26 protein-coding genes and 1 pseudogene are annotated in these 23224 nt (G+C 64.1%); 18 read left to right on the top strand and 9 right to left on the bottom strand.

The features are described 5' to 3' along the window. Positions 1-71: 71 nt before the first annotated feature. Genes AC0YKC_RS08810 through AC0YKC_RS08795 form a run of 4 tightly spaced genes read left to right on the top strand, consistent with a single transcriptional unit; the run spans position 72 to position 2554 of the window. Positions 72-827, top strand: coding sequence for an SDR family oxidoreductase (locus AC0YKC_RS08810; RefSeq protein ID WP_320296509.1), 756 nt, complete (start codon positions 72-74; stop codon positions 825-827). Between the two features lie 13 nt (positions 828-840). Continuing rightward, the gene (locus tag AC0YKC_RS08805) at positions 841-1332 is read left to right on the top strand and encodes a gluconokinase (protein ID WP_488510821.1); all 492 of its coding nucleotides are present in this window, start codon (positions 841-843) and stop codon (positions 1330-1332) included. After that, the gene (locus AC0YKC_RS08800) at positions 1329-2216 is read left to right on the top strand and encodes an NAD(P)-dependent oxidoreductase (protein ID WP_488510820.1); all 888 of its coding nucleotides are present in this window, start codon (positions 1329-1331) and stop codon (positions 2214-2216) included. Before AC0YKC_RS08805 ends, AC0YKC_RS08800 begins: the two co-directional genes overlap by 4 nt. Then, positions 2213-2554 carry a hypothetical protein gene (locus AC0YKC_RS08795; protein ID WP_320296506.1) on the top strand — a complete coding sequence of 114 codons (342 nt, stop codon included), beginning with the start codon at positions 2213-2215 and terminating at the stop codon, positions 2552-2554. The genes AC0YKC_RS08800 and AC0YKC_RS08795 overlap by 4 nt, the downstream gene beginning before the upstream one ends. 69 nt (positions 2555-2623) lie before the next feature. Here AC0YKC_RS08795 and AC0YKC_RS08790 read toward each other — a convergent pair. Then, positions 2624-3094, bottom strand: a pseudogene (locus AC0YKC_RS08790) (LysR substrate-binding domain-containing protein); the annotation flags it as partial. A 321-nt stretch (positions 3095-3415) separates the two neighbouring features. Here AC0YKC_RS08790 and AC0YKC_RS08785 point away from each other — a divergent pair. Further along, a complete protein-coding gene (locus AC0YKC_RS08785) occupies positions 3416-4072 on the top strand; it encodes an imm11 family protein (RefSeq protein WP_488510819.1) in 657 nt (218 codons plus the stop codon). A gap of 298 nt (positions 4073-4370) precedes the next feature. Here the strand turns inward: AC0YKC_RS08785 and AC0YKC_RS08780 are convergent, their stop codons facing one another. After that, the gene (locus AC0YKC_RS08780) at positions 4371-4559 is read right to left on the bottom strand and encodes an ABC transporter substrate-binding protein (RefSeq protein ID WP_488510818.1); all 189 of its coding nucleotides are present in this window, start codon (positions 4557-4559) and stop codon (positions 4371-4373) included. A gap of 294 nt (positions 4560-4853) precedes the next feature. After that, positions 4854-5747 carry a LysR family transcriptional regulator gene (locus tag AC0YKC_RS08775; RefSeq protein ID WP_488510817.1) on the bottom strand — a complete coding sequence of 298 codons (894 nt, stop codon included), beginning with the start codon at positions 5745-5747 and terminating at the stop codon, positions 4854-4856. A 104-nt stretch (positions 5748-5851) separates the two neighbouring features. Between AC0YKC_RS08775 and AC0YKC_RS08770 the strand changes: the two genes are divergently transcribed. From AC0YKC_RS08770 to AC0YKC_RS08755, 4 genes are all read left to right on the top strand, one after another. Beyond that, positions 5852-6586 (top strand): SDR family oxidoreductase, encoded by a 735-nt coding sequence (locus tag AC0YKC_RS08770; protein ID WP_488510816.1) that lies wholly within the window; start codon positions 5852-5854, stop codon positions 6584-6586. 21 nt (positions 6587-6607) lie between these two features. Then, on the top strand, positions 6608-7501 hold the full coding sequence (locus AC0YKC_RS08765; RefSeq protein WP_488510815.1) for an SDR family oxidoreductase: 894 nt from the start codon (positions 6608-6610) through the stop codon (positions 7499-7501). A 26-nt stretch (positions 7502-7527) separates the two neighbouring features. After that, positions 7528-7746, top strand: coding sequence for a tautomerase family protein (locus AC0YKC_RS08760; protein WP_488510814.1), 219 nt, complete (start codon positions 7528-7530; stop codon positions 7744-7746). Positions 7747-7905: 159 nt separating this feature from the next. Further along, entirely contained in the window at positions 7906-10239 is a 2334-nt protein-coding gene (locus tag AC0YKC_RS08755; RefSeq protein ID WP_488510813.1) for a response regulator, read from the top strand. 246 nt (positions 10240-10485) lie between these two features. Here AC0YKC_RS08755 and AC0YKC_RS08750 read toward each other — a convergent pair whose 3' ends face one another. From AC0YKC_RS08750 to AC0YKC_RS08735, 4 genes are all read right to left on the bottom strand, one after another. Continuing rightward, positions 10486-11622 carry a sterol desaturase family protein gene (locus AC0YKC_RS08750; protein ID WP_320296504.1) on the bottom strand — a complete coding sequence of 379 codons (1137 nt, stop codon included), beginning with the start codon at positions 11620-11622 and terminating at the stop codon, positions 10486-10488. A gap of 237 nt (positions 11623-11859) precedes the next feature. Then, the gene (locus tag AC0YKC_RS08745) at positions 11860-12720 is read right to left on the bottom strand and encodes a transglycosylase SLT domain-containing protein (protein WP_434724305.1); all 861 of its coding nucleotides are present in this window, start codon (positions 12718-12720) and stop codon (positions 11860-11862) included. A 4-nt stretch (positions 12721-12724) separates the two neighbouring features. Continuing rightward, the gene (gene ispG / locus AC0YKC_RS08740) at positions 12725-13975 is read right to left on the bottom strand and encodes a flavodoxin-dependent (E)-4-hydroxy-3-methylbut-2-enyl-diphosphate synthase (RefSeq protein WP_488510812.1); all 1251 of its coding nucleotides are present in this window, start codon (positions 13973-13975) and stop codon (positions 12725-12727) included. Between the two features lie 244 nt (positions 13976-14219). Beyond that, on the bottom strand, positions 14220-14399 hold the full coding sequence (locus AC0YKC_RS08735) for a YdcH family protein (protein WP_027166662.1): 180 nt from the start codon (positions 14397-14399) through the stop codon (positions 14220-14222). Between the two features lie 241 nt (positions 14400-14640). On the opposite strand from AC0YKC_RS08735, the gene AC0YKC_RS08730 reads away from it, so the two are divergent. Next, the gene (locus AC0YKC_RS08730) at positions 14641-14844 is read left to right on the top strand and encodes a YdcH family protein (protein WP_320230990.1); all 204 of its coding nucleotides are present in this window, start codon (positions 14641-14643) and stop codon (positions 14842-14844) included. A gap of 116 nt (positions 14845-14960) precedes the next feature. Here AC0YKC_RS08730 and AC0YKC_RS08725 read toward each other — a convergent pair whose 3' ends face one another. After that, complete coding sequence (locus tag AC0YKC_RS08725) at positions 14961-15761, bottom strand: IclR family transcriptional regulator (RefSeq protein WP_488510811.1); 801 nt, start codon at positions 15759-15761, stop codon at positions 14961-14963. A gap of 124 nt (positions 15762-15885) precedes the next feature. On the opposite strand from AC0YKC_RS08725, the gene AC0YKC_RS08720 reads away from it, so the two are divergent. The 8 genes from AC0YKC_RS08720 (at position 15886) to AC0YKC_RS08685 (ending at position 22428) form a co-directional block, all read left to right on the top strand. Continuing rightward, a complete protein-coding gene (locus tag AC0YKC_RS08720; protein WP_488510810.1) occupies positions 15886-16758 on the top strand; it encodes a transporter substrate-binding protein in 873 nt (290 codons plus the stop codon). 167 nt (positions 16759-16925) lie between these two features. Continuing rightward, positions 16926-17591: an amino acid ABC transporter permease gene (locus AC0YKC_RS08715; RefSeq protein ID WP_434724308.1), complete on the top strand. Its 666-nt coding sequence runs from the start codon at positions 16926-16928 to the stop codon at positions 17589-17591. A 1-nt stretch (position 17592) separates the two neighbouring features. Then, entirely contained in the window at positions 17593-18243 is a 651-nt protein-coding gene (locus AC0YKC_RS08710) for an amino acid ABC transporter permease (RefSeq protein WP_320296499.1), read from the top strand. Positions 18244-18247: 4 nt separating this feature from the next. After that, positions 18248-19057, top strand: coding sequence for an amino acid ABC transporter ATP-binding protein (locus AC0YKC_RS08705; protein ID WP_320296498.1), 810 nt, complete (start codon positions 18248-18250; stop codon positions 19055-19057). Between the two features lie 38 nt (positions 19058-19095). Beyond that, a complete protein-coding gene (locus AC0YKC_RS08700) occupies positions 19096-19557 on the top strand; it encodes a RidA family protein (RefSeq protein WP_320296497.1) in 462 nt (153 codons plus the stop codon). 19 nt (positions 19558-19576) lie between these two features. Next, a complete protein-coding gene (locus AC0YKC_RS08695; RefSeq protein WP_488510809.1) occupies positions 19577-20782 on the top strand; it encodes an aminotransferase class V-fold PLP-dependent enzyme in 1206 nt (401 codons plus the stop codon). Positions 20783-20857: 75 nt separating this feature from the next. Then, a complete protein-coding gene (gene purE / locus AC0YKC_RS08690; RefSeq protein WP_320216736.1) occupies positions 20858-21355 on the top strand; it encodes a 5-(carboxyamino)imidazole ribonucleotide mutase in 498 nt (165 codons plus the stop codon). Then, positions 21352-22428, top strand: a complete 1077-nt coding sequence (locus AC0YKC_RS08685; protein WP_488510808.1) for a 5-(carboxyamino)imidazole ribonucleotide synthase — start codon at positions 21352-21354, stop codon at positions 22426-22428. Before purE ends, AC0YKC_RS08685 begins: the two co-directional genes overlap by 4 nt. A 129-nt stretch (positions 22429-22557) precedes the next feature. On the opposite strand, the gene AC0YKC_RS08680 is transcribed toward AC0YKC_RS08685, so the two are convergent. Beyond that, complete coding sequence (locus tag AC0YKC_RS08680) at positions 22558-22983, bottom strand: lysozyme inhibitor LprI family protein (protein WP_320296494.1); 426 nt, start codon at positions 22981-22983, stop codon at positions 22558-22560. Between the last annotated feature and the right edge of the window lie 241 nt (positions 22984-23224).

The following is a 23224-nucleotide window of genomic DNA, read 5'->3' as shown; positions in this document are numbered from 1 at the left end:
TGCTCCACTTGACTTGACAGCAGATGTTATCGATAACATAAAGCGGGCAGCGACGAGAGGCAATCGGGAAAATGTCGTCCACCTTGTTCGATCTCACCGGGCGCACCGCGCTCGTCACCGGCTCTTCGCAAGGCATTGGATTTGCCTTGGCCAGAGGGCTGGCCGAAGCAGGCGCCAAAGTGGTGCTCAACGGCCGCGACGAGGCAAAGCTCGGCGCCGCGGCTGCGCAGATTCCCGGCGCCGCGACGCTCGCCTTCGATGCGACTGACCACGGCGCCGTGCGCGCCGCGATCGATGCTTTCGAGCAGGCCCACGGGCCGATCGACATCCTTGTCAACAATGCCGGTATGCAGTTCCGCACGCCGCTCGAGGATTTCCCCGCCGATGCGTTCGAGCGCCTGTTGCAGACCAACGTCGCCAGCGTCTTCCATGTCGGCCAAGCCGTCGCGCGCCACATGATCAGGCGCGGCCACGGCAAGATCATCAACATCGCCAGCGTGCAGACTGCACTCGCCCGCCCCGGCATCGCACCCTACACGGCGACCAAGGGCGCGGTCGGCAACCTGACCAAGGGCATGGCGACCGATTGGGCCCGGCACGGCCTGCAATGCAACGCGATCGCGCCCGGCTATTTCGACACGCCGCTCAACGCAGCCCTCGTCGCCGACCCGGCCTTCAGCGCCTGGCTCGAAAAGCGCACGCCTGCCGGCCGGTGGGGCAAGGTCGAAGAACTGGTCGGCGCCTGCATCTTCCTGGCGTCCGACGCCTCCTCTTTTGTTAACGGTCATGTCCTCTATGTCGATGGCGGCATCACAGCTTCGATCTGACCCGCCACGGCGCATGGTCGTCATGGGCGTCACCGGTTCGGGCAAGACGACGGTCGGCGAGGCGCTGGCCCATGCGATCCACGCAACATATGTGGATGGCGACAAGCTGCACCCCGAGGCCAACATCGCCAAGATGAGCGCGGGCATTCCGCTCGACGACGCCGACAGGTGGCCGTGGCTGGCAAAAGTCGGCGAAACGCTGAGGCAGGAGAGCACGCCGATCATAGTCGGCTGCTCGGCGCTGAAGCGCGCGTATCGCGATTTCATCGCCGAACAGGCCGGCGCGCCCGTGCTGTTCATCTATCTCGATGGGTCGCGCGACCTGATTTCCCGGCGCATGCGCGAGCGCACCGGCCACTTCATGCCGACCAGCCTGCTCTACAGCCAATTCGAGACGCTGGAAGTGCCGGGAAAGGACGAGAACGCAGTGGTGGTGGCGATCGACGCGCCGCTGGAGAAGATCGTCTCGGACATAACAGCCACATTTGAGGAGCGACAGTCATGATCCGCATAGTCGCACTGATCGGCGCCGGCGCCATGGGCGGAGCGATCGGCGAACGCCTGCTTGCCACCGGCAACGCCCTCTTTGTGTTCGATCTCGACAAGGCCAAGGTGGAGACGCTGGTCGCCAAAGGCGCCAGCGCCGCGCCCAGCGCGGCCGAGGCAGCCGGCGCAGCGGACTACGTCATCCTCAGCCTCAATTCGGCGGCGATCGTGCGTCGCGCCGTGTTCGGCGACGGTGGCGTCGCGGCCGGGGCAAGACCTGGCACGCTGCTCATCGACATGTCGTCGATCGACCCCGAAGCGACCCGCCAGCTGGCGGCCGACGCCCGCGACAAGGGATTGCGCTGGGTCGACAGCCCGCTTTCCGGCGGTGCGCCGAAGGCGCTCGTCGGCGAGCTGACGCTGATGGCGGGCGGTGAGCCGGACGACGTCGCGGATGCTCACGAGCTGCTGCGCGACGTCGCTACCAACTACACCCATATGGGCCCGGCCGGCGCGGGCCAGACGACCAAGCTGATCAACCAGGTGCTGTGCGCTCTGAACTTCATGGCCGTGGCTGAAGCGACGCGGCTGGCGCTCGACGCCGGCGTGGACGCGCTCAAGATCCCTCAGGCGCTGAAGGGCGGCCGCGCCGACAGCGCGATCTTGCAGGAATACCTGCCGCGCTTCGCCACCCGCGACTACCGGCGCACCGGCCGCATCGACAACATGGTGAAGGATCTCAACGCTGCGCAGGATCTGGCGCGGCGCACGCACACCGCAATGCCGCTGACGGCCGTCTGCGCCGAGGTGCACCGGCTGCTGACGGCCGCCGGACTTGGCGGCGAGGATCAGGCCGCACTGATGGAATTTTTCCGACGCAAGGACGAGGAGCCCGGGACATGATCACACGCTATGCGCTGTTTGAAGGCAAGGTGAAGGACGGCCAGACCCAAGCGTTCCGCGAGGACGTGATCAGGACCGTTCTGCCGAAATGGAAGGCGTTCCCCGGCGCGCTCGACGTGCGTGTCAGCTTTGCCGAGAAGCGCGACGACGGCGCACCTGAGTACCCGATGATCCTGGCAATCAACTACCGCGACATGGCCGCGGTCGAAGCAGCGCTCGCGAGCCCGGCCCGCGCCGAATCGCGGGCCGCGACCGAGGCGGTATTGGCCAAGTATTTCGAAGGCCGAATCCACCACCACGTCACTATCGCAAACGAGTTTCCCCTGGCCGGAAATTGAATCCCTTCGTCAGCCCGGCCGATGCGGAGGCACCGCACGCGTCTTGCCGAAATCAAGGGGCCCGCGCAGCGGCGGCACCTCGCCTGTGCGCGAGGAGACGAAGCCGACTGCTTGGTGGCCTTCCAGCGCTTCCGGTGATGCCGGCACGCCATGCCGCTTCAGATAGCTCGGGCTGGCGCAGGTGATTTCTTCGATCGTCGCCAGGAGCCGCATGATCATGCCGCTGTCCTGCAGCTCGCCGGCGCGGATGACGCAATCGACGCCCTCGCGCACCAGGTCGACCAGCCGGTCGCCTTGGCCGATATGCAGATCGATCTCGGGATAGCGGTCGAGGAACGCGGGCAATTGCGGCAGCAGGAACCTCTGCGTCAGCAGCGGATGCGCGTCGATGCGCAGCAGGCCGCGCGGTTCGGCGCTGCGAAAGCCGGCCTCGGCGTCCTCCGACTCGCCCAGGATCGAAAGGCAACGCTCGTAATAGGCCTGGCCATCGAGCGTGGTAGTGACGTGGCGCCCTCGCAGAAGGTCGCCACCGCCGTGCTCGCGAGCTTCAAGCAGGTCGTCAAGGACAAGCCCGTCCGAATCCATCCGATCGTCAGCCAACTCGTCGATCCCGCGGTGCTTGAGAAGATGAAGGTGCGGCCGGTTAGTGAATCTGAGGCAGGTCCGAAAACCAAATAGGCATTGATGAGCGCATTCGACGCTCGGATATTCTGAGTGAAGCGTTTGGAGATCGGTCAAGAACGCCAGTGAGCTCCCGGTCGCGGGTCGAACAAGCGCCGTTAGTCGCATGCACCGGATTTACAAGATAATGACAAAGTCGAGCGGCCGTGCACCGGCCATGAATGATCGGGAGGCTAGGCAATGGCTTACTTTATGACTGATGCGACGATGGCGTGGGGGGCACACGCGAAGCGCGCCTTCCTTGACGCTGATATCGATCAGCCGTTCGACAATTTGCCCTATGCTAACCCTGATGAGGTGAAGCTTACCGCGCCGGAGAAAGAGCATAAGTATACGATCGGCCACGGCTACCGGGTCATAACGGATCACGCCCCTAAAAAAGCTTTATGGCAGGAGCGGGGGGCCGAGTATGCAATTACTGATATTGCGTCGGTTCTGGGGCAAACCGTCGTCAGCGAGAAATTCAGGCTGCTTGTCGAGAATTATGAGCCGGGCGTCCACCAATTTATTCCCGTCGATATTTACGACAAGGTGGGTGGGACGACCTTCTCGCGCCGCTATTGGTTGAATGTGTGCCGTCGGAAAGATTGTGTCGATCCTGTCCGATCGAAATTTGAATGGATCACCGACTACTCAGGCGTAACGGGCTTCTGGGATGATAGAGCCCACCCCGACTCAAAGCTTTTTTTCTCGAAAGAGAAAATTGGTGACATGCATCTGTGGGTCAACCCTCATTTGCTTGTGCATCAGAACTTCTATGCCTCCTCTACCTTCGTGGAAGCCGCCAAGGCGGCTGGGATTACGGGCATGCTCTCGGCAGAGCATCCGGAGGTCTGAGCCATGCCGGGAGATACCAAAGCCGTGATGACGCCGCCCGATCGAGCGTTTCATTATCACCCGTACCGGCCAGACCGGAAGCAATACCGGCTTCCAAAAAGCGCACATGGGCGGGGATGATTTGCTGGCTCGCTACTAAGAAGAAATCGATCGGGAAGGAAGGGAGCATCGCATTCCAAACCGTGCAGTCGCAGGCGACGCAGCAGGTCGTCACGCCAAGGACAGACGGCGCGGGACACCGACACTATGCGCAGAATTCGTAACGGTCTCTCGATTTCATCTGGCGGTTGCCGAACAGTTAAGGTTCTATAAAGCGGATAGGTGGGGCGCCCTCGCCGGGATCGCCGAAGACCGGCTCGATGCGCACGGGGCTGCCGGCTTTCTCCAGCTCCTCGATGGCAAGCTCGGCGCCGGCGCGGCAGTCGCGGCCGATCGCCCCGTAGGGACCGGTGGTCGAATATAGGATCCCGACCCTGAACGTCTTCACCCGGACCTCAAAAACAAAGGCCCCGCACGCACCCCATGCTTCCATGAGACGCGGCGGGGCCATGCTGCCCTTTGCCCGGCCTTGCCGGACGCGATTTGTTACGCTGGAAAATATGCGCTAGCGAAATAGAACACGAGCAGGCGCATGCTTGTCAACGGTCACGCGCGACCGGGTGCAACCGAGAGCGGCCGATATGCCGGCTCGAGATCGTGCGTCCGACGTCTGGACGGCGAGCCGGTGCGGTCGAGCCAACCGACCGTCGGCGATAGCTGCGGCACCAGGCATCGATGATCCTCACAGCCTCGCCTCGGCGAAAATGCGCGATGCCCATTCCAGAAAGACGCGCAGCCGCGGCGCGAGCTGCCGGTTCTGCGGATAGAGCGCCGACAGCGGCGTCGGCGTCGGCGGGAAATCCTTGAGAACCTCGATGAGCGAGCCATCCGCGATATCTTTTTCCAGCCGGTAGCGTGGCGCCTGCAGAAGCCCGAAACCCAGCCGCGCCAGATCGGCCGCGGTGTCGGAATTGTTGACCCGAACCCGGCCCGGCAACGTGACCTGGCGCACCGTTGCGCCGATCGTGAATTCCAGCGGCAGCACCTCGCCCGTGCGCGAGGAGACGAAGCCGACTGCTTGGTGGCCTTCCAGCGCTTCCGGTGATGCCGGCACGCCATGCCGCTTCAGATAGTCCGGGCTGGCGCAGGTGATTTCTTCGATCGTCGCCAGCCGCCGCATGATCATGCCGCTGTCCTGCAGCTCGCCGGCGCGGATGACGCAATCGACGCCCTCGCGCACCAGGTCGACCAGCCGGTCGCCCTGGCCGATATGCAGATCGATCTCGGGATAGCGGTCGAGGAACGCTGGCAATTGCGGCAGCAGGAACCTCTGCGTCAGCAGCGGATGCGCGTCGATGCGCAGCAGGCCGCGCGGTTCGGCGCTGCGAAAGCCGGCCTCGGCGTCCTCCACCTCGCCCAGGATCGAAAGGCAACGCTCGTAATAGGCCTGGCCATCGAGCGTGGTAGCGACGTGGCGCGTGGTCCGGTCCAGCAGCCGCGCGCCCAGATGGTCTTCCAACTGCTTGACCGCTTCGGTTGCGGTCGAGCGCGGCAGGCCGAGATCCGCCGCCGCGGCCGTGAAACTGCGCCGCTCCACCACGCGAACGAAGAGCCGCATCCTGTCGAGTCGATCCATGCGCGATTGTTCGCCTAATCCGAATACTGCTGTCAATGGAGGGCTGATTATCCGGCTGGCTCGGCGATCTATATCCGCCTCACAACACCGAACGGAGATCGATCATGCAGAAGACAAGAACAGCGATCGTGACCGGCGCCTCGAGAGGCATCGGCGCGGCAATCGCCAAACGGCTCGCTGAGGACGGCATCGCCGTCATCGTCAACTACGCGCGCGGCAAGGACGCGGCCGACGCGGTCGTCTCGGCCATTCAAGCCGCCGGCGGCACTGCCGTGGCCGTCCAGGCCGATATCGGCGAACCGGCCGGCATGGCCGCGTTGTTCGATGCGGCAGAGAAGGCTTTCAGCGGCGTTGACATTCTCGTCAACAACGCCGGCATGATGAGGCTTTCGCCGGTCGCCGAAACCGACGACGCCGCGTTCGAACGCCAGGTCGCGATCAATCTCGGCGGCCCGTTCCGCGGCATGCGCGAAGCTGCAAGACGCCTGAAGGATGGCGGTCGCATCATCAACTTTTCTTCAAGTGTCGTCGGCTTCTACCAGCCCGCCTATGGCGTCTATGCCGCGACCAAGGCCGGCGTCGAAGCCATGACGCATATCCTGGCCAAGGAGCTCGGCCCGCGCCGCATCACGGTCAACGCCGTCGCGCCCGGCCCGGTCGACACGGAACTCTTCACCGACGGCAAGAGCGCCCAGCAGATCGAAGCGATAACGAGATTGATCCCGCTCGGCCGCCTCGGCCAGCCCGACGACATCGCCGGGCTCGTCGCCTTCCTCGCCGGTCCCGCCAGCCAGTGGGTCAACGGCCAGGTCATCCGCGCCAATGGCGGCGCAATCTGATTTTCGAACAAGGAGGCGATCATGCAGCAGACGATACTCATCACCGGCGCATCGAGCGGCTTCGGCGCCATGACGTCCAAAGCGCTCGCCAGGGCGGGTCATCGGGTCTATGCCTCGATGCGCGACCCGCAGGCGCGCGGCGGCGCCGCAGCGGCCGAAGTCGAAAGGCTGGCGCGCGAGGAGAAACTGGCGATCCGCGCCATTGCGCTCGACGTGCTGTCGGAACCCTCGATCGAGGCGGCCGTCAAAACCATCCTCGACGAAGCCGGCCGCATCGACGTCGTCATCCACAATGCCGGCCACATGATGTTCGGACCGACCGAAGCCTTCACGCCGGAGCAATTGGCGGCGCTCTACGACGTCAATGTGCTGGGCACCCAACGTGTTAACCGGGCGGTGCTTCCGCATATGCGCGGGCTCGGTCGAGCCCTGATGATCTGGGTCGGATCGAGCAGCACGCGCGGCGGCACGCCGCCATTCCTGGCGCCCTACTTCGCCGCCAAGGCGGGCATGGACGCGCTGGCGCAGAGCTACGCGCTGGAGCTTGCCCGTTTCGGCATCGAGACGACCATCGTCGTGCCCGGCGCGTTCACCAAAGGCACCGAGCATTTCGCCCATTCCGGCAAGCCGGCCGACACCGGGCGCGTCGACGCCTATTGGTCGGGACCCTATGCCGGCGTCGACGGCCAAGCGCTGAAGGGCCTTGCCGGTCTGGAGCCGGCCGATGCCGATCCCTCGAAAGTCGCCGAGGCCATCGTCGACCTTGTCGCCATGGCGCATGGCCGCCGGCCGTTCCGCGTCCACATCGATCCGTCGGATGACGGCGCGACCATCGTCAACGGCGTCGCCGACCGCGTCCGGGCGCAGCTTCTCGAGCGCATCGGTCTCGCCGATCTTCTCCACCCATCGCTGTAGAACAACCAGCCCGAAAGGACCCCGAAATGCCCTTCGCCAACTTCAAGACGCCCGAAGCCGCCCTGACAAAGGCGCAGAAGGAAGAGCTCATCCACAAGACCACGCAGATGTTCGTCGACTATTTCGGCGAAGGCGTGCGCCCTTACACCATGGTGCTGATCGAGGAAGTTCGCGACGGCGGCTACGGCCGCGCCGACGAAGTCTTCGTTCTTCCCGACGCCTACCGCGCCCAGGATAGAGGCTGATTTGGATAGGGGTCTGATTTGAGCTGGGCGGGCCGCTTGCAGGGCGACCCGCCCGACTTGATCGGTCAATGCTGGTGATCTTGTCCCACCAACGAAATCTTAATGTAAATCAAGCGTAATCCCGACCATTAAAATTGTGCGTATGTGTTGGGGTTGCGCATGCCGGAATATTCTTCCTTCATCCGGTCGATCCGGATCCGCTACATTTCGGGACTGCTTGTCTTCGCGCTGGCCTCGGCCGCCGTCATGTTCGCGCTCAACCGTGTGAATTCGTACCGTCACGAGGTCGATGCCCTCAGCGGCAATTTCGTCATCTTTGCCCGCGACCTGCGCAACGCCACCAATTTCGCCGAGACGACCGGCACCGCCTGGCGCAGCGAGACACGCGACGCGTTGGCGACCGCCGCGCGCGGCCATTCCGAACGCCTGATGGCCGAGATCGGCATCCTGAACGCCCAGCTTGCCGCGATAAGGCCGCGCCTGTCGACGAACACTCTCAACGCATTGGACACCGCTTCGGTCAATGACGACCTGTTCTGGTCGGCGCGCGATATGGTGCGCAACTTCAACCTGATGGCGGTCGCCCAGAAGGTCGACGAGTGGAGCTACCGCGAGATCCGCAACCAGAACGACCTCTTCGCTCAGCCGATGCTGGTGAAGGTGCGCACCGCATTCGACGAGGAGCGCCGCCTCGCCGATGCTTCAAACGACCGGCTGCTGCTATGGGCGAGCGGCCTTTTGTTCGCCGTGCTCGCCATCGCGGCGGCTCTGATCTTCCGGCCGATGGAGAATGCGATCCGGCGCGCCTTCGCCGAGACCGCCGCATCCTTGTTCAAGGCCGAGGCCGCCGACCGCGCCAAATCCGAATTCCTCGCCAATATGAGCCATGAGATCCGCACGCCGATGAACGGCGTGCTCGGCATGGCCGAGCTGCTTGCCAAGACGGAGCTGACGCCGCGCCAGAAGACTTTCACCGACGTCATCGTCAAATCCGGCAACGCGCTGCTCACCATCATCAACGACATCCTCGATTTCTCGAAGATCAATGCCGGCCAGCTGACCCTCGACCCCGCCCCCTTCCGCCTGGCGGAAGCGGTCGAGGACGTGGCGACGCTGGTGTCGGCGCGTGTCGCCGAAAAGAACCTCGAACTCATCGTGCGCGTCGACCCGCGCCTGCCGGCCTTCGTCGTCGGCGATGCCGGGCGCTTCCGCCAGATCGTCACCAACCTGCTCGGCAACGCCGTCAAGTTCACCGAGAAGGGCCATGTCCTGGTCGATGTCGGCGGCGACGTCGTCGACGGCGTGGTCCAGCTCAAGGTCCGCGTCGAGGACACCGGCATCGGCATTCCGGCCGAGAAACTGCAAAGCGTGTTCGAGAAATTCGCCCAGGTCGACGGCTCCTCTACCCGCCGCCACGAAGGCACCGGGCTTGGCCTGGCGATCGGCGCGCGGCTTGTCGACCTGATGGGCGGCAAGATCGGCGTCGAAAGCGAGATCGGCCGCGGTTCCGTCTTCTGGTTCGCCGTGCCGCTGCCGGCGCACGACCAGCAGTCGCGCGACGAGCTCGTGCCGGTCGACGTCACCGGCGCCCGGGTGCTGGTCATCGACGACAACCCTGTCAACCGCGACATCCTGCTGGAGCAGCTCAGAAGCTGGAGCTTCGACTGCGCGGCCGCCGAAAGCGGCGCGGTCGGCCTCGCCTTCCTCGACCGCGCCTGCCAGCTCGGCGCCTCTGTCGACTGCATCATCCTCGATTACCAGATGCCCGGCATGAACGGCGCCGATGTCGCCAGGGCCATCGCCGCCGACAGCCGCCTCTCCTCCATCCCGGTGGTGCTGCTGACCTCGGTCGACCAGGTCGATTTCGGCAGGATGGTGATCGATTTCGGCATCGTCGCACATCTCACCAAGCCGGCGCGCTCGGCGGTGCTGCTGGGCACGGTGATCTCCGCCATCCAGAAGGCGCGCACGCAGGGCGCGAAGGCGCATTTCGTGCGCGAGCCGGTCGCGGCCCAGGCGGCCCCGCCGGCATTCACCGTCATCCGCGGCCCGGCGGTGCCTATGCCCGCCACGCCGGAATCGACGGTGGCGCCGAGCGGCCCGATCGACATCCTGATCGCCGAGGACAATGACGTGAACCAGCTGGTCTTCGGCCAGATCCTCAACGGTTTCGGTCTCAGCTACCGCATCGCCGGCAATGGCCGCACCGCGGTCGAGATGTACCGCTCGCTGCGCCCCCGCCTGGTGCTGATGGACGTCTCCATGCCGGAGATGAACGGCTATGAGGCGACCCGCGCCATCCGCGCGATCGAACAGCAGAACGGCAATCGCACGCCGATCATCGGCGTCACCGCGCATGCGCTCAAGGGCGACCGCGAAAAATGCATCGAGGCCGGCATGGACGACTATCTGCCGAAGCCTGTCTCACCCGACCGCCTCGGCGCCAAGATCGGCACCTGGCTCAGCGAGACCGTGGCGGCGAAGACGGCTTGAGCGTTCTGCCGAACAAGGGCGGCTCTCGATAGGATCGACTGCCGAGTTCCCGCCAACCCCCCTCTGGCCTGCCGGCCATCTCCCCCGCAAGGGGGGAGATTGGCAGTTTCGGCGCTTCGCCCGGCCTTGCAACGTTGGCGATCGGCGAAGGCCGGCGCGACATCTGATCTCCCCCCTTGCGGGGGAGATGTCCGGCAGGACAGGGGGGTGCTGTCCCGCCGACTCTGAATATTTGTTTTCGAGCTTCTACGCGCGCCGGAACGGATAGAGGAATTGCCGCCAATATCCTTTCGGCACCGGATGGCCATGAATGCCATAGCCCTTTGGCCAGCGTCCCTCGGGCAGGTGATAGGTGCCGAACAGCCGATCGAGCAACGGGAAATGGATGGCGAAGTTGACGTCGATCGCCTCCTTCTCGAGGCCGTGATGCCAGTGATGGAAGCGCGGCGACACCAGCACCTTTTCGACCGGGCCGAAACTGGTTCCGATGTTGGAATGGATGAAGGACGAATAGACGTAGACGATCAGGATATAGGTCTGGATCGCCGATTCATCGAAGCCGAGCACGAACATCGGCGTGGCCGTCAGGCTGCGCAGCACGATGATTTCCAGGAAATGCATCCGCGCGCCGGCAATCCAGTCCATCGACTTGGCCGAATGATGCACGGCATGGAAATTCCACAGGAACGGGATGCGATGGAAAGCCCTATGCACCCAATATTGGGCAAGATCGGTCAGGAACATCACCGCCAGCAGTTGCACGATCCAGGGCAGGTCGTGGACCCAGGCACGCACCGAACCGAGGCCGCCTTGCGCGTTGACGAAATTGGACGGCGCGAGCGTCAGGTAGGTCAGTATCTGCACCAGCAGCGACGAGACCAGATAGTAGAACAGGTCTTCGCGCCATTCGTCGCGGAACACTGTCTGAGCCCTGTTGCGGGCGAAAATGCGCTCCAGCGGAACGAACAGGACCCCCATGAACAGGGCGTTCAGGATGAAGAAGTCGAGGCCGAAGAAGACCCCTTCGATCCGCAGCTCGTGACGCGCCGGCAGCATGCCGATGAGCGAGGCCAGGAGCACGGTGACCATCGCCGCCGCGCCGAGCGTCTTTTCCCTTCGCAGCATCATGCTCAGGATGGCCAGGATGTAGCCGGAGATAAGCACGAAATAGAGGACCGGCTTGAAGAACAGCATCTGGTGGATGGGCGCCAGGTCCGGCATCGAGGTCAGCGTCGGGTAGCGCAACACGATGACCATCAGGAGGGCGGTGATACCGGCGAGCAATGCGATCGAGCCGGACAGCCAACCGGAGCCGAACGGTCGCTTGGTGCGCGGCGTTTCGAGCTCGCCGACAACCCTTTTAAGGAAATTCCCCTCCGGCATGATGCCTCCCTTGTAAGACCGCGAATAAAAATACGCGCGGAAATAACTGACCCCGCCCTTACTACCGCAAAGCGCATTAAGATTTAACCGCCGCCGCCCTGACAAGCAGATTCTCGTCGCAACATTAGCAATTGGCTACCGGCGTTGTTGGCGGCAGGGGAAGCTCGAGCCCCTGCAAGGAATGCATGTCGCTACAAGCTGAATGTCTGCTGGATGTGGCGCGCGCACGCCCCGGCATCAACGGTTGCGCAACACCACGCAGGCGCCGCCGACGCTTTGCAGCTTGTTGCAGATGCCGTCGGCCTCGCCGCGCGAGTTGGCGCCGATCCTGACTGCGTAGATGCCGCGCCGGCCGATCGGCGTGCGCACCCGGCTCACCACCGGGTCATGGCTGGCGAGCAAGGCCGGGAACCGGCCCCTGACCTTCAGCCATTGGCCGATCGCCGCGGAGCGGCGGAAATTGCCCGCCACCTGCACGCCCCACGGCTTGACGTTGATCGAGGCCATGGCGACGGTTCGCGACATGATCACTGGCAACCGGCGGCAGGCAACCGCGAAGCTCATCTTGGGATCGAGCGGCTGGACGGTCCCGGCATAGGACTTGTCCGAGAACTTGTCGACGGGCTCGCCCATGACGTCGAAGACATAGCTTTCCGTCTCCATCGGCAGGAAGCCGCCCGAACTCAGCCAGCGCGACACGCGGTTCTCGCCGGCATTGTAGGCTGCGGCGGCAAGCCCGAGATTGCCGTAGCCGGCCTTCATCTCGGCGAGATATTTCGCCGAAGCCGGAATGGCCTGCTCGATGTCAAAGGGATCGGCAAGACCGCGCATCTTGGCGGTGCCCGGCATGAATTGCGCGATGCCTTCGGCGCCGACCGGGCTGACCGCGTTCGGATCGAAGCGGCTTTCCTTCCAGATCAGCCGGGCGAAGAAATCCCTGGGCAGTCCGCTCTCCAGGGCCTGGGTCTCGATCAGATCGCAGACACGGTTGATCAGCCGTTTGCCGGCGGACCGCGACTGCGGCGGGTCCGCCAGCGCTTGAGCGGCAAGGATCAGCACGCAGATCAGGATCAGCGTCGCGCGCGGCAAAAGCGGCATCGGCCTACTCGGCCGCTGCCTTGCCGTGTCCGTAGCGCTGCTCGATATAGTCGCCGACCATCTTCTCGAAATCCTGCGCGATCGACGGACCGCGCAGCGTCGCCGCCTTCTTGCCGTCGATGAAGACGGGCGCCGTCGGCGTCTCGCCGGTGCCGGGCAAGGATATGCCGATATCGGCATGCTTGGATTCGCCCGGACCGTTGACGATGCAGCCCATCACCGCGACCTTGAGGTTCTCGACGCCCGGATATTTCTCGCGCCACACCGGCATGTTCTTGCGGATATCGGCCTGGATGCTCTGGGCGAGTTCCTGGAATACGGTTGACGTCGTTCGCCCGCAGCCGGGGCAGGCCGCGACGATCGGCACGAACTGCCGGAAGCCCATGGTCTGCAGCAATTCCTGCGACACCTGCACCTCCCGGGTGCGGTCGCCATTCGGCTCCGGCGTCAGCGAGATTCGGATCGTGTCGCCTATGCCCTGCTGCAACAGGATGCCCATCGCCGCGGAAGAGGCGACAATGCCCTTGGTGCCCATGCCGGCTTCGGTGAGACCCAGATGCAGCGCATGGTCGGAGCGGGTGGCGAGCTCGGTGTAGACGGCGATCAGGTCCTGCACGCCGCTGACCTTGGCCGACAGGATGATCTTGTCGCGACCAAGCCCGATCTCTTCCGCCATCTCGGCCGACAGGATCGCAGACTGCACGATCGCCTCGCGCGTCACTTCCTGCGCGGTAAGCGGAAAGCCCTTAGCCTGGTTGTCGTCCATCAGCCGGGTCAAAAGCTCCTGGTCGAGCGAGCCCCAGTTGACGCCGATGCGAACCGGCTTGTCATATCTGATCGCCATCCCGACGATCGCCGCGAACTGCCGGTCCTTCTTGTCCTTGAAGCCGACATTGCCGGGATTGATGCGGTATTTGGCCAGCGCCTCGGCGCAAGCCGGATGATCGGCCAGAAGCTTGTGGCCGATATAGTGGAAGTCGCCGACCAGCGGCACGTCGATGCCGAGCCTCAGCAGCCGCTCATGGATGCGTGGAACCGCCGCCGCGCTCTCGTCGCGGTCGACCGTGATGCGCACGATTTCCGAGCCTGCGCGATGCAGCGCCGCGACCTGGGCGACGGTCTGGTCGACGTCGGCGGTGTCGGTGTTGGTCATCGACTGCACGACGACCGGCGCGCCGCCGCCGACGATCACGCCGCCGACCGATACGCCGACCGACGTGCGCCGCGGGAAGGGAGAGGAAAAATATCCGGTCATGCCGGCCGCCTTCATCTGGGAGTTCCGGGCATGAGGTGGCGGAGCAAAGATGGCTTGTCAATGGCAAGCGGCGGGCAAGGCCGGCAAATCGGCTGCAGCCGTGCGAAAAACGCCGACTCTGCCGATCGCAAGATCTGCGACCGAACTTTCCATCGATTTCAGTTAAAAAGCACCACGCCGGTGGCATTTCTTGCCACCGGCAGTCTCACCGCGGCGGGTTGCGGTGATGGTGCCTGGAAGAGCTTCAGTGTGTCGTTGGGCTACCCTTCAGCTTTTCAATCTCGTCCTTGATTGCCAGCTTGCGTCGCTTGAGATTCACGATTTCGAGGTCGTCGACCGAAGGATGGTTCATCGCATCGGTGAGCTCGCGCTCGATGTCACCGTGTTTCCGCTGCAACTCATCAAGATGGGACGCAAGAGACATGATTGGTTCTCCCTTTCATGGTTTCCTCGATTGCAGCCATCGCGGACGCCTCCACCGCAGGTTGCGACTGTGACGGCACAATGACAGTTTGCCACCAAGCGATCTCGATGTCGAATGCCACGTGGTAGCATTCCACGGCAAAGTGAAATGTGATATGAGCCGCGCGCCGGCCACAACAGACAACCCAACCGGTCCCGCCCAAACAGCCCGATTGGGCGATGCATACGCTAAACGGTAGATAATGTCCGAACAGGAACAGGCTGAAATACGCCTCGAATATTCCCGGCTCAAACAAGAACACGCCGATTTCGACGCCGCCATCAACGCGATGATCGCCACGGGCTGCGACCCGCTTCAGATCCAGCGCATGAAAAAGAAGAAGCTGCTGCTGAAAGACCGGTTGTCGGCGCTGGAAGACCGCATCATTCCCGACATCATCGCCTAGAGCAATTCCGGGAAAAGTGTGAGCGGTTTTCCGCCCGGAATTGCGTAAAAACAAAGAGATAGGGCATTTCGCCGTTTCCGTGAAACGGTGAAATGCCCTAGAGCAAAGCTCACTCACTAAGAGATCGAAAGCCTGGCCGCGCGCTCGCGCAGCACGGCAACGAGTTCGTCGGTCCGCTCCCCGGATGTGTCGATCGGCACCACCAGGCACATCGTCGCCTCGACCGTGCCAGGGGCCGAGAACACCGGCGCCGCAAGGCATTTGGTGTAGGCATCGACCAGGCCTGACGTGACGCAATAGCCGGTGACGCGGGCCCGCGCGATGTCGTCGATGAAATCGTCGAGCAGGAGCTTGCGGCCGTCGGGCAGCACGAGATCGTCTTCAGAGACCATCGCTTCGATCCGGCTTCGGTCGAGGCCGGCAAGCAGCAGTCGGCCGGAGGCTGTCCAGGGCAGCGGGATCTGCAGGCCGGTGGCCGAGCTGATGCGGAACGGCCTTGTGCCCGGGCTCGAATGGATGATCGTGTAACGGCCGCTCTGCAGCATGCAGAGTTCCGACGTCTCGCCGGTCTCGCGCGACAGCGTGTCGACCTCCTGACGGCCGCGCCTGAGCAGATCATTGCCCCGCATATAGGCCATTCCATAGAGGTAGAGCTTCTTGCCGAAATAGACGCGGTTGCCGTCGCCGGCCATTTCCAGGAGCCCGGCTTCGACCAGTTCGCGCACCAGCGTGTAGGTCGTCGAGCGCGGGGCATTCAGCCCCCTGGCCAGCTCGCCGATGCCGATCGCGCGCTGGTTGGCATGCAGGAATTCCAGCATGTTCAAGACTCTGTTGAGGCCCTTCTCGCGCGAGCCCGCCGGCCGCTCTTCGTCCGCGCCTTCGCCCGGCCACCCGGTCAACGTTTCACTATCTTGCATTGCTCATTCCTGGTGTTAGTATCTGTCCTGTACAGGATACACACGTCTCTTGTAAGAGACAAATACTTTGTCGATTACCGGCGCGTGTATTCACAAGGGGAACACAACACGAAAGGAGGTCGCCGTGAACGACACATCCGGAAGACGTGATTTTCTGAAATTGGGTATGGCGGGGCTGGCCACCGCCGGTGCGCTCACCGCAGTCGGCGCCGAGAAGGCGGCGGCGCAGGCTGCGTCCGACAGCGTGCTGCGCACCGCGCTCGATCGCGGCAAGCTGATCGTCGGCACCGGCAGCACCAATGCGCCGTGGCACTTCGAGAACGATGCCGGAGAGCTGGTCGGCATGGACATCACCATGGGCCGCATCCTCGCCAAGGGCCTCTTCGACGACCCGACCAAGGTCGAGTTCGTCACCCAGGATCCGGCGCAGCGCATCCCGAACGTGACGACCAACAAGGTCGACATCACCATCCAGTTCATGACCATGACGGCGCAGCGCTCGCAGCTGATCCATTTCTCGCGGCCTTACTATGTCGAAGGCGTCGCGCTGCTCACGCTGCCTGGCTCCGAGAACAAGACGTTCGACAAGCTCCTGGCGAACGGCGCCGCCACCCGCATCTCGATCCTGCAGAATGTCGACGCCGAGAGCTCGGTGCACTTCGCCCTGCCGCAGGCGCAGGTGCTGCAGATCGACACCCAGGCCAACGTATTGCAGGCGCTGGAATCGAAACGCGCCGACGCCGCTGCGGTCGATCTGTCGACGGTGCGCTGGCTCGCCTCGCGCAATCCGGACAAATATTTCGACGCCGGCAAGAGCTGGTACTCGATGCTGTACGGCGCTGCCGTCCGACAGGGCGATCTCGACTGGCTGACCTTCGTCAACCAGACCTTCACCATTGCGATGTTCGGCCATGAGACGGCGCTCTACGACGCCGCCTTCAAGGAGTATTTCGGCCAGGAGCCGCCGCCACGCCATCCGGGCTTCCCGGTCATCTGACCAGGCCGGCGGAAGCGCGCGGAAAAGCGCTCTTCCGCCTGTTTCTCCTCGACACCGGCCATGCGGATGACGAAGAGCAATTTCAGGAAAAGTGTGAAGCGGTTTTCCGTCTGAAATTGCGTCGAACAAAGAGATCGTTCGTCACCGCGAGCCATTGAGATGGACGCATGGGCTATACGCTCAATTTCAACCTGATCTGGCGGCATTTCGACAAGCTGTGGGGCGGCCTGCTGCTCAGCCTCGAGCTTGCCGTCATCTCGATCGCCATCGGCATCGTCATCGGCCTGGTGCTGGCAGTCTGGTATGTCTCGGCCGGGCGCGTCGTGCGCGCCATCATCGCCGCTTACGTCGAGTTCATCCGCAACGTGCCGCTGATCCTGCTGGTCTATCTGGTCTTCTACGGCCTGCCGACCGTCGTCGACCTTGCCTATAGCGCGCAGACCTCGTTTGTCGTCACGCTATCGGTCTATAGCGGCGCCTATCTGGTCGAGGTGTTCCGCTCCGGCCTGGAGGCCGTGCCGCGCGGCCAGCTCGACGCCGGCAAGGCGATCGGTCTTACCCCATGGCAGCGGCTGATCCATGTGCGCCTGCCGACGATGTTGCGCATCACGCTGCCGGCGCTGTCCAACACCTTCATCTCGCTGTTCAAGGACACCTCGATTGCCTCGGTCATCTCGGTGCCCGAGCTCACCTACGGCGCCCAGTGGATCAACTTCAACACATTCCGCATCGTCGAGGTCTACCTGGTGACGACGGCGATGTATCTGGTCACGGGCTACGCTCTTCTCTTTGCGCTCCGCCTCGTCGAGCGTCGGTTCAGGACGGCACGCTGAGATGCTCGGCCAGATCGCCTATGCCCTGCCGTTCCTCGCCGAAGGCTTCGCGCTGACGCTGTGGGTATCCCTCCTCGTCGTGGTGCTGTCGCTGATCGCCGGCGTCATCCTCGGCGTTGGCCTCGTCTATGGCCCCGCGCCGGTGCGCTGGGCGGTGCGCATCTTCAGCGACACCATCCGCGGCATTCCGATCCTGGTGCTGATGTTCTTCGTCTATTACGGCCTGCCGGCGATCGGCGTGCACCTCCAGTCCTTCTGGGCCGCCGTGCTGGCGCTGACGCTGTTCAAGACCGCCCAGGTCGTCGAATATCTGCGCGGCGCCGTCGCTTCCATCCCGAAGGGCCAGTCGGAGGCGGCGATGGCGATCGGCCTTACCTTCCGCCAGCGCCTTGCCTACGTCATCTTCCCGCAGGCCTTCCGACGCTTCCTGCCGCCCTGGATCAACGGCGTCACCGACGCGGTGAAGGGCAGCGCCCTGGTGTCGCTTCTCGGCATCACCGATCTGATGCAGGCGATCAACCAGGTCATCGGCCGCACCTATGAGGCGATGCCGCTCTATATCCTCGGCGCCCTGATCTATTTCGCCGTCAACTACGCGCTTTCATACGCCAGCCGGCGGCTGGAACGGCGCTTCGCTTTCATCCGGGACTAACGCGATGGCCAAAAGTTCGAACGACAGCCCAGCACTTCTGGATATTGCCGAGGTCTCGAAATCCTTCGGCTCGGTCGAGGTGCTGCGCTCGGTCAGCCTGCAAGTTGCGAAGGGCGAGGTGGTCACCGTCATCGGCCCGTCCGGCAGCGGCAAGACCACGCTGCTGCGCTGCGTCAACTTCCTTGAGAGCTATGACAGCGGCTCGATCCGCATCGACGGCAAGGAAGTCGGTTTTCGCCCCGGCCCTGCTCGCGACTCCGGCACGCGCCAGCGGCGCAGCGAGCGCGACCTGGCCGCGATGCGCGCCGAAACCGGCATGGTGTTCCAGAGCTTCAATCTTTTCCCGCATCTGACGGCGGCCGGCAACATCATGCTCGGCCTCACCAAGGTGCGCGGCAAGAGCAGCACGGAGGCGCGCTCGATCGCCGAGCATTGGCTGGGCCGCGTCGGCCTCGCCCACAAGGCCGACAGCCTGCCGGCCGAATTGTCCGGCGGCCAGCAGCAGCGCGTCGGCATTGCCCGCGCGGTCGCCATGGAACCGAAGATCCTGCTGCTGGACGAGATCACCTCGGCGCTCGACCCGGAGCTCGTCGGCGAGGTGCTGGCGGTGGTGCGCAGCCTCGCCGAGGACGGCATGACCATGGTGATGGTGACGCACGAGATGGCCTTCGCCCGCGATGCGTCGAGCCGCATCGTCTTCATGGCCGATGGCGGCGTTTCGGCCGTTGGACCGCCGAAGGAAGTCCTTGCCGCGGAGACCACCAATGAGCGCCTCCGCACATTTCTGGCGCGCTTCCGCGCCTCGCATTTCTGAAAGCGGATGGCCTTAAGCCATCCAAGGAGTACCCTTCCATGTCGCCTTACATACGGCTCGCCGAACTCGGCCTGACACTGCCGGAGCCGCCGATGCCGATCGCCAATTTCGTTACCCATGCCGAAAGCGGCCGGCTGATCTTTCTTTCAGGACAGGGCCCGCTGCGCGCCGACGGCACGCTCTGCACCGGCAAGGTCGGCGACGACGTCACCGTCGAGCAGGCCTATGAGCATGCCCGCCTCACCGGCCTCAATCTGCTCGCCGTCATGCATGCGGCGGCAGGCGATCTCGGCCGCATCGTGCGCGTGGTGAAACTGCTCGGCTTCGTCAACGCGACCCCGACCTTCAGCGAACACCCCAAAGTGGTCAATGGCTGCTCCGACCTCTTCGCCGACGTCTTCGACAACATCGGCGGCCATGCCCGCTCGGCGATCGGCGTCGGCTCACTGCCACGCAACATCACTGTCGAAATCGAAGCGGTCGTCGAGATCGCGGCCTGATTTAACGGAGTCCATTCACATGAAAACCTATTCTGACGCCGGCTCCAACACCACGATCCGCGAGCGCCTCGGCCTGAGACCGATCATCAACGTCTCCGGCACAATGACGACGCTGGGCGCTTCGATCATCGTTCCCGAGGCGATCAGCGCCATGGCCGAGATCGCTTCGCAATGGGTGGAGATGGACGATCTGCAGCGCGCCGCGAGCGCGGTCGTCGCACGCCTCACCGGCGGCGAGGCCGGTTTCATCACCGCTTGCTGCGCCTCGGGCATCACCATGGCGATCGCCGGCGCGATGACCGGCACCAACCTGCTGGCGATCGAGCGGCTGCCGGACGACACCGAAGGGCTGAAGTCGGAAGTTGTCATCCAGCTCGGCCATATCGTCAACTATGGTGCGCCGATCGACCAGTCGATCCGTGTCGCCGGCGCCAAGGTCATTCCGTCGGGAACGGTCAGCGTCACCCAGGACTATCACGTGCGCGAGGCGATCAACGAGCGCACGGCGGCAGCCCTCTATGTCGTCGCGCATCACACGGTGCAATACGGCATGCTTTCGCTGGAGGAATTTTGCGAGATCTGCCACGCCAAGGGCGTGCCGGTGATCGTCGACGCGGCTTCGGAATACGATCTGCGCAGCTTCCTGGCGCGCGGCGCCGACATCGTCGTCTATAGCGGCCACAAATTCCTTTCAGGCCCGACCAGCGGCATCGTCACCGGCCGGAAAGACCTGGTGCGCGCAGCCTATCTGCAGAACCGCGGCGTGGCGCGCGCCATGAAGGTCGGCAAGGAAAGCATTGCCGGCACCATGGCCGCGCTCGACGCCTGGGAGAAACGCGACCACGCCGGCATCCGCCGGCGCGAGGAGGCGGCGCTCAATCTCTGGAAGGATGCCCTGCAAGGCATTCCCGGCGTCGGTGCTGAGATCATTCCCGACCCGACCAGCAATCCGCTCGACCGCCTGCAGGTCTTCGTGCGGCCGGAAAGCCGCTTCACCGCCGCCGGCCTCGCATCGGCACTGGCCGCCGGCTCGCCGCCGGTCATTGTGCGCAACCACGAGGTCGAGCGCGGCCATTTCTTCCTCGACCCCTGCAACCTGCATCCGGGCGAGGCCGAAATCGTCGCCGAGCAGCTGCGGGCCGTGCTGACGGCCAAGGAGCGTCCCGCCGATGCGATGAAGATCGCCCGCAAGGATTCGGCGGGCTCGCTGCGCTGGCCGGACTAGGTTCGCGGCGTCGACAATCCTTGCGGCTGCCAGCGAATTCCGCTAAGGCGCGCCTTTGCCGCCGGGAGCGAACCCTTGACCGATCAGCGTGCCGACGTCGCCATCATCATGGGCAGCCAGTCCGACTGGGCGACGATGCGCCAGGCGGCGGAAACGCTTGAAGCGCTGGGCATCCCGCACAAGAGGCTGATCGTCTCCGCGCACCGCACGCCCGACCGCCTCTATGAGTTCGCCAAGGGCGCCAAGGCCGCAGGCTTCAAGGTCATCATCGCCGGCGCCGGCGGCGCGGCGCATCTGCCCGGCATGACGGCGGCGATGACGCCGCTGCCCGTGTTCGGCGTTCCGGTCGAGTCCAAGGCGCTGTCGGGCCAGGACTCGCTTCTCTCCATCGTGCAGATGCCGGCCGGCATCCCGGTCGGCACTTTGGCCATCGGCAAGGCGGGTGCAGCCAACGCCGCCCTTCTCGCCGCCGCCGTGCTGGCGCTGAACGACGACAAGCTCGCCGCTCGGCTCGACGCCTGGCGTTCGGCGCAAACCGCCAAGGTCGCCACCGAGCCGACGGACGCGCCGTGAGCCTGGCTCCGGGTTCGACCATCGGCATCATCGGCGGCGGCCAACTCGGCCGCATGCTGGCGATGGCCGCAGCGCGTCTCGGCTACCGTATCGTCGTGTTGGAACCGCAGGCCGACTGCCCGGCCGCACAGGTCGCCAACCGCCAGATCGTCGCCGCCTATGACGATCCGGCAGCGCTCGCCGACCTGGCCGCCGCCAGCGCCGTCGTCACCTATGAATTCGAGAATGTCCCGGTCGCCGCCGCCGAAACGCTCGCGGCAAAGGTTCCGGTCTATCCGCCGGCACGCGCGCTCGAAGTGGCGCAGGATCGCGTCACCGAGAAGAGCTTCCTCAACGGCATTGGCATTCCCACGGCGGCATTCCGCCCGATCGACAATGACGATCAGCTGACCGAGGCCCTCAAGGTGTTCAATGGCAGCGGCGTGCTGAAAACCCGCCGCATGGGTTATGACGGCAAGGGCCAGCGCGTCTTCCGCAACATGGAAACGGCCGGCTTTGCCGGCGTCTGTGATGCGATGGGCAATGTGCCGCTCATCCTGGAATCGCTCGTCGCTTTCGAGCGCGAGATTTCGGTGATCGCCGCGCGCGGCCTCGACGGAACCGTTGCCGCCTTCGATCCGGCCGAAAACGTCCACAGCGAAGGCATATTGCGCAGCTCGACCTTGCCGGCCGCCATCCGCCCGGAAACGGCGGCCGCCGCCAAGGACGCGGCCGCGAAAATCCTGTCCGCGCTCGACTATGTCGGCGTCATCGGCGTCGAGTTCTTCGTGCTTGCCGACGGTTCGCTTCTGGCCAACGAGCTGGCGCCGCGCGTGCACAATTCCGGCCACTGGACGGAAGCCGCCTGCGTCATCTCGCAGTTCGAGCAGCATATCCGCGCCGTCGCCGGCCTGCCGCTGGGCTCGCCCGCCCGGCATTTTGACTGCGTGATGGAAAACCTGATCGGCGACGACATGCTGAAGGTGCCGGCGCTGCTTAACGAGCCCGATCTGATGCTGCATCTCTACGGCAAGGCCGAGTCACGCCCCGGCCGCAAGATGGGCCATTTCACGCGCCTCATCAGGCCGAAATAACGCCCTGGAGCAATTCCACGAAAAGTGTAAGCGGCTGGGCTCGGCGCCTTCGCCGTAGCCTTCCGTCCGGAATTGCATGAAAACAAAGAGATAGGGCGTCTCGCCGTTTCCGTGAAACGGAGAAACGCCCTATTGCATATCCTGGTCGTCGCCGCCCGCGTCCGAGCCCGCGCAGCCTGGATCGCTCAGCTTGCAGTTGGCGCCGGAGGTGAGCTGTTTTATGCGATCGTTGGTGAGCGTCGTCAGGCACTCCGAAACCTCCATCGGATGGATGGAGCCGCCCTCGCTGTCCGCGGTCGTATAGGCGCATTCGGCGTCGCGGAAAGCGATCCAGGCACGCTGCGCCGTCTGCAAGAGCTTGTTCGAGGCCTGATCGTTGCTGCCGACGATGTTCTTGTACGCAGCATTGAGCTTGGCATCGGCGGCCTGATAGTCGGCGTCGGCGCAGATGTTCAGCATCGACTGGCTGTCGTCATTGCGGTCGCAATCCTCGGCAAAGGCGGCCGGGGCGGTCGCAAGCAAGACCAGACAGACAGGCAGAAGCAGGCGGCGCATGTGGTATCTCCGGTCGTTTCGCCGAGATTGCACCATTCCAGCCGGCTCTGAGTCGCGCAATGCCGCGCCGCCGCGATGGCGAATATTTGATATGCCGGCCCACTTGTGGCATTCGGACATCGTCACGTGGTTGACACGGACAACACTCCTCGTTTATGAGCCACCGCAAGTTCAAAGGCGCGCTTTTTTCGGGCGCGCCTTTAAAATTCGGCCCGGGACGGGCCCTGACCGAACAGGCAAG

The sequence above is a fragment of the Mesorhizobium sp. CNPSo 4661 genome, from assembly GCF_057784215.1.
The sequence above is the reverse complement of the archived record's forward strand: the minus strand, read 5'-3'. Positions and strand labels throughout refer to the sequence as shown.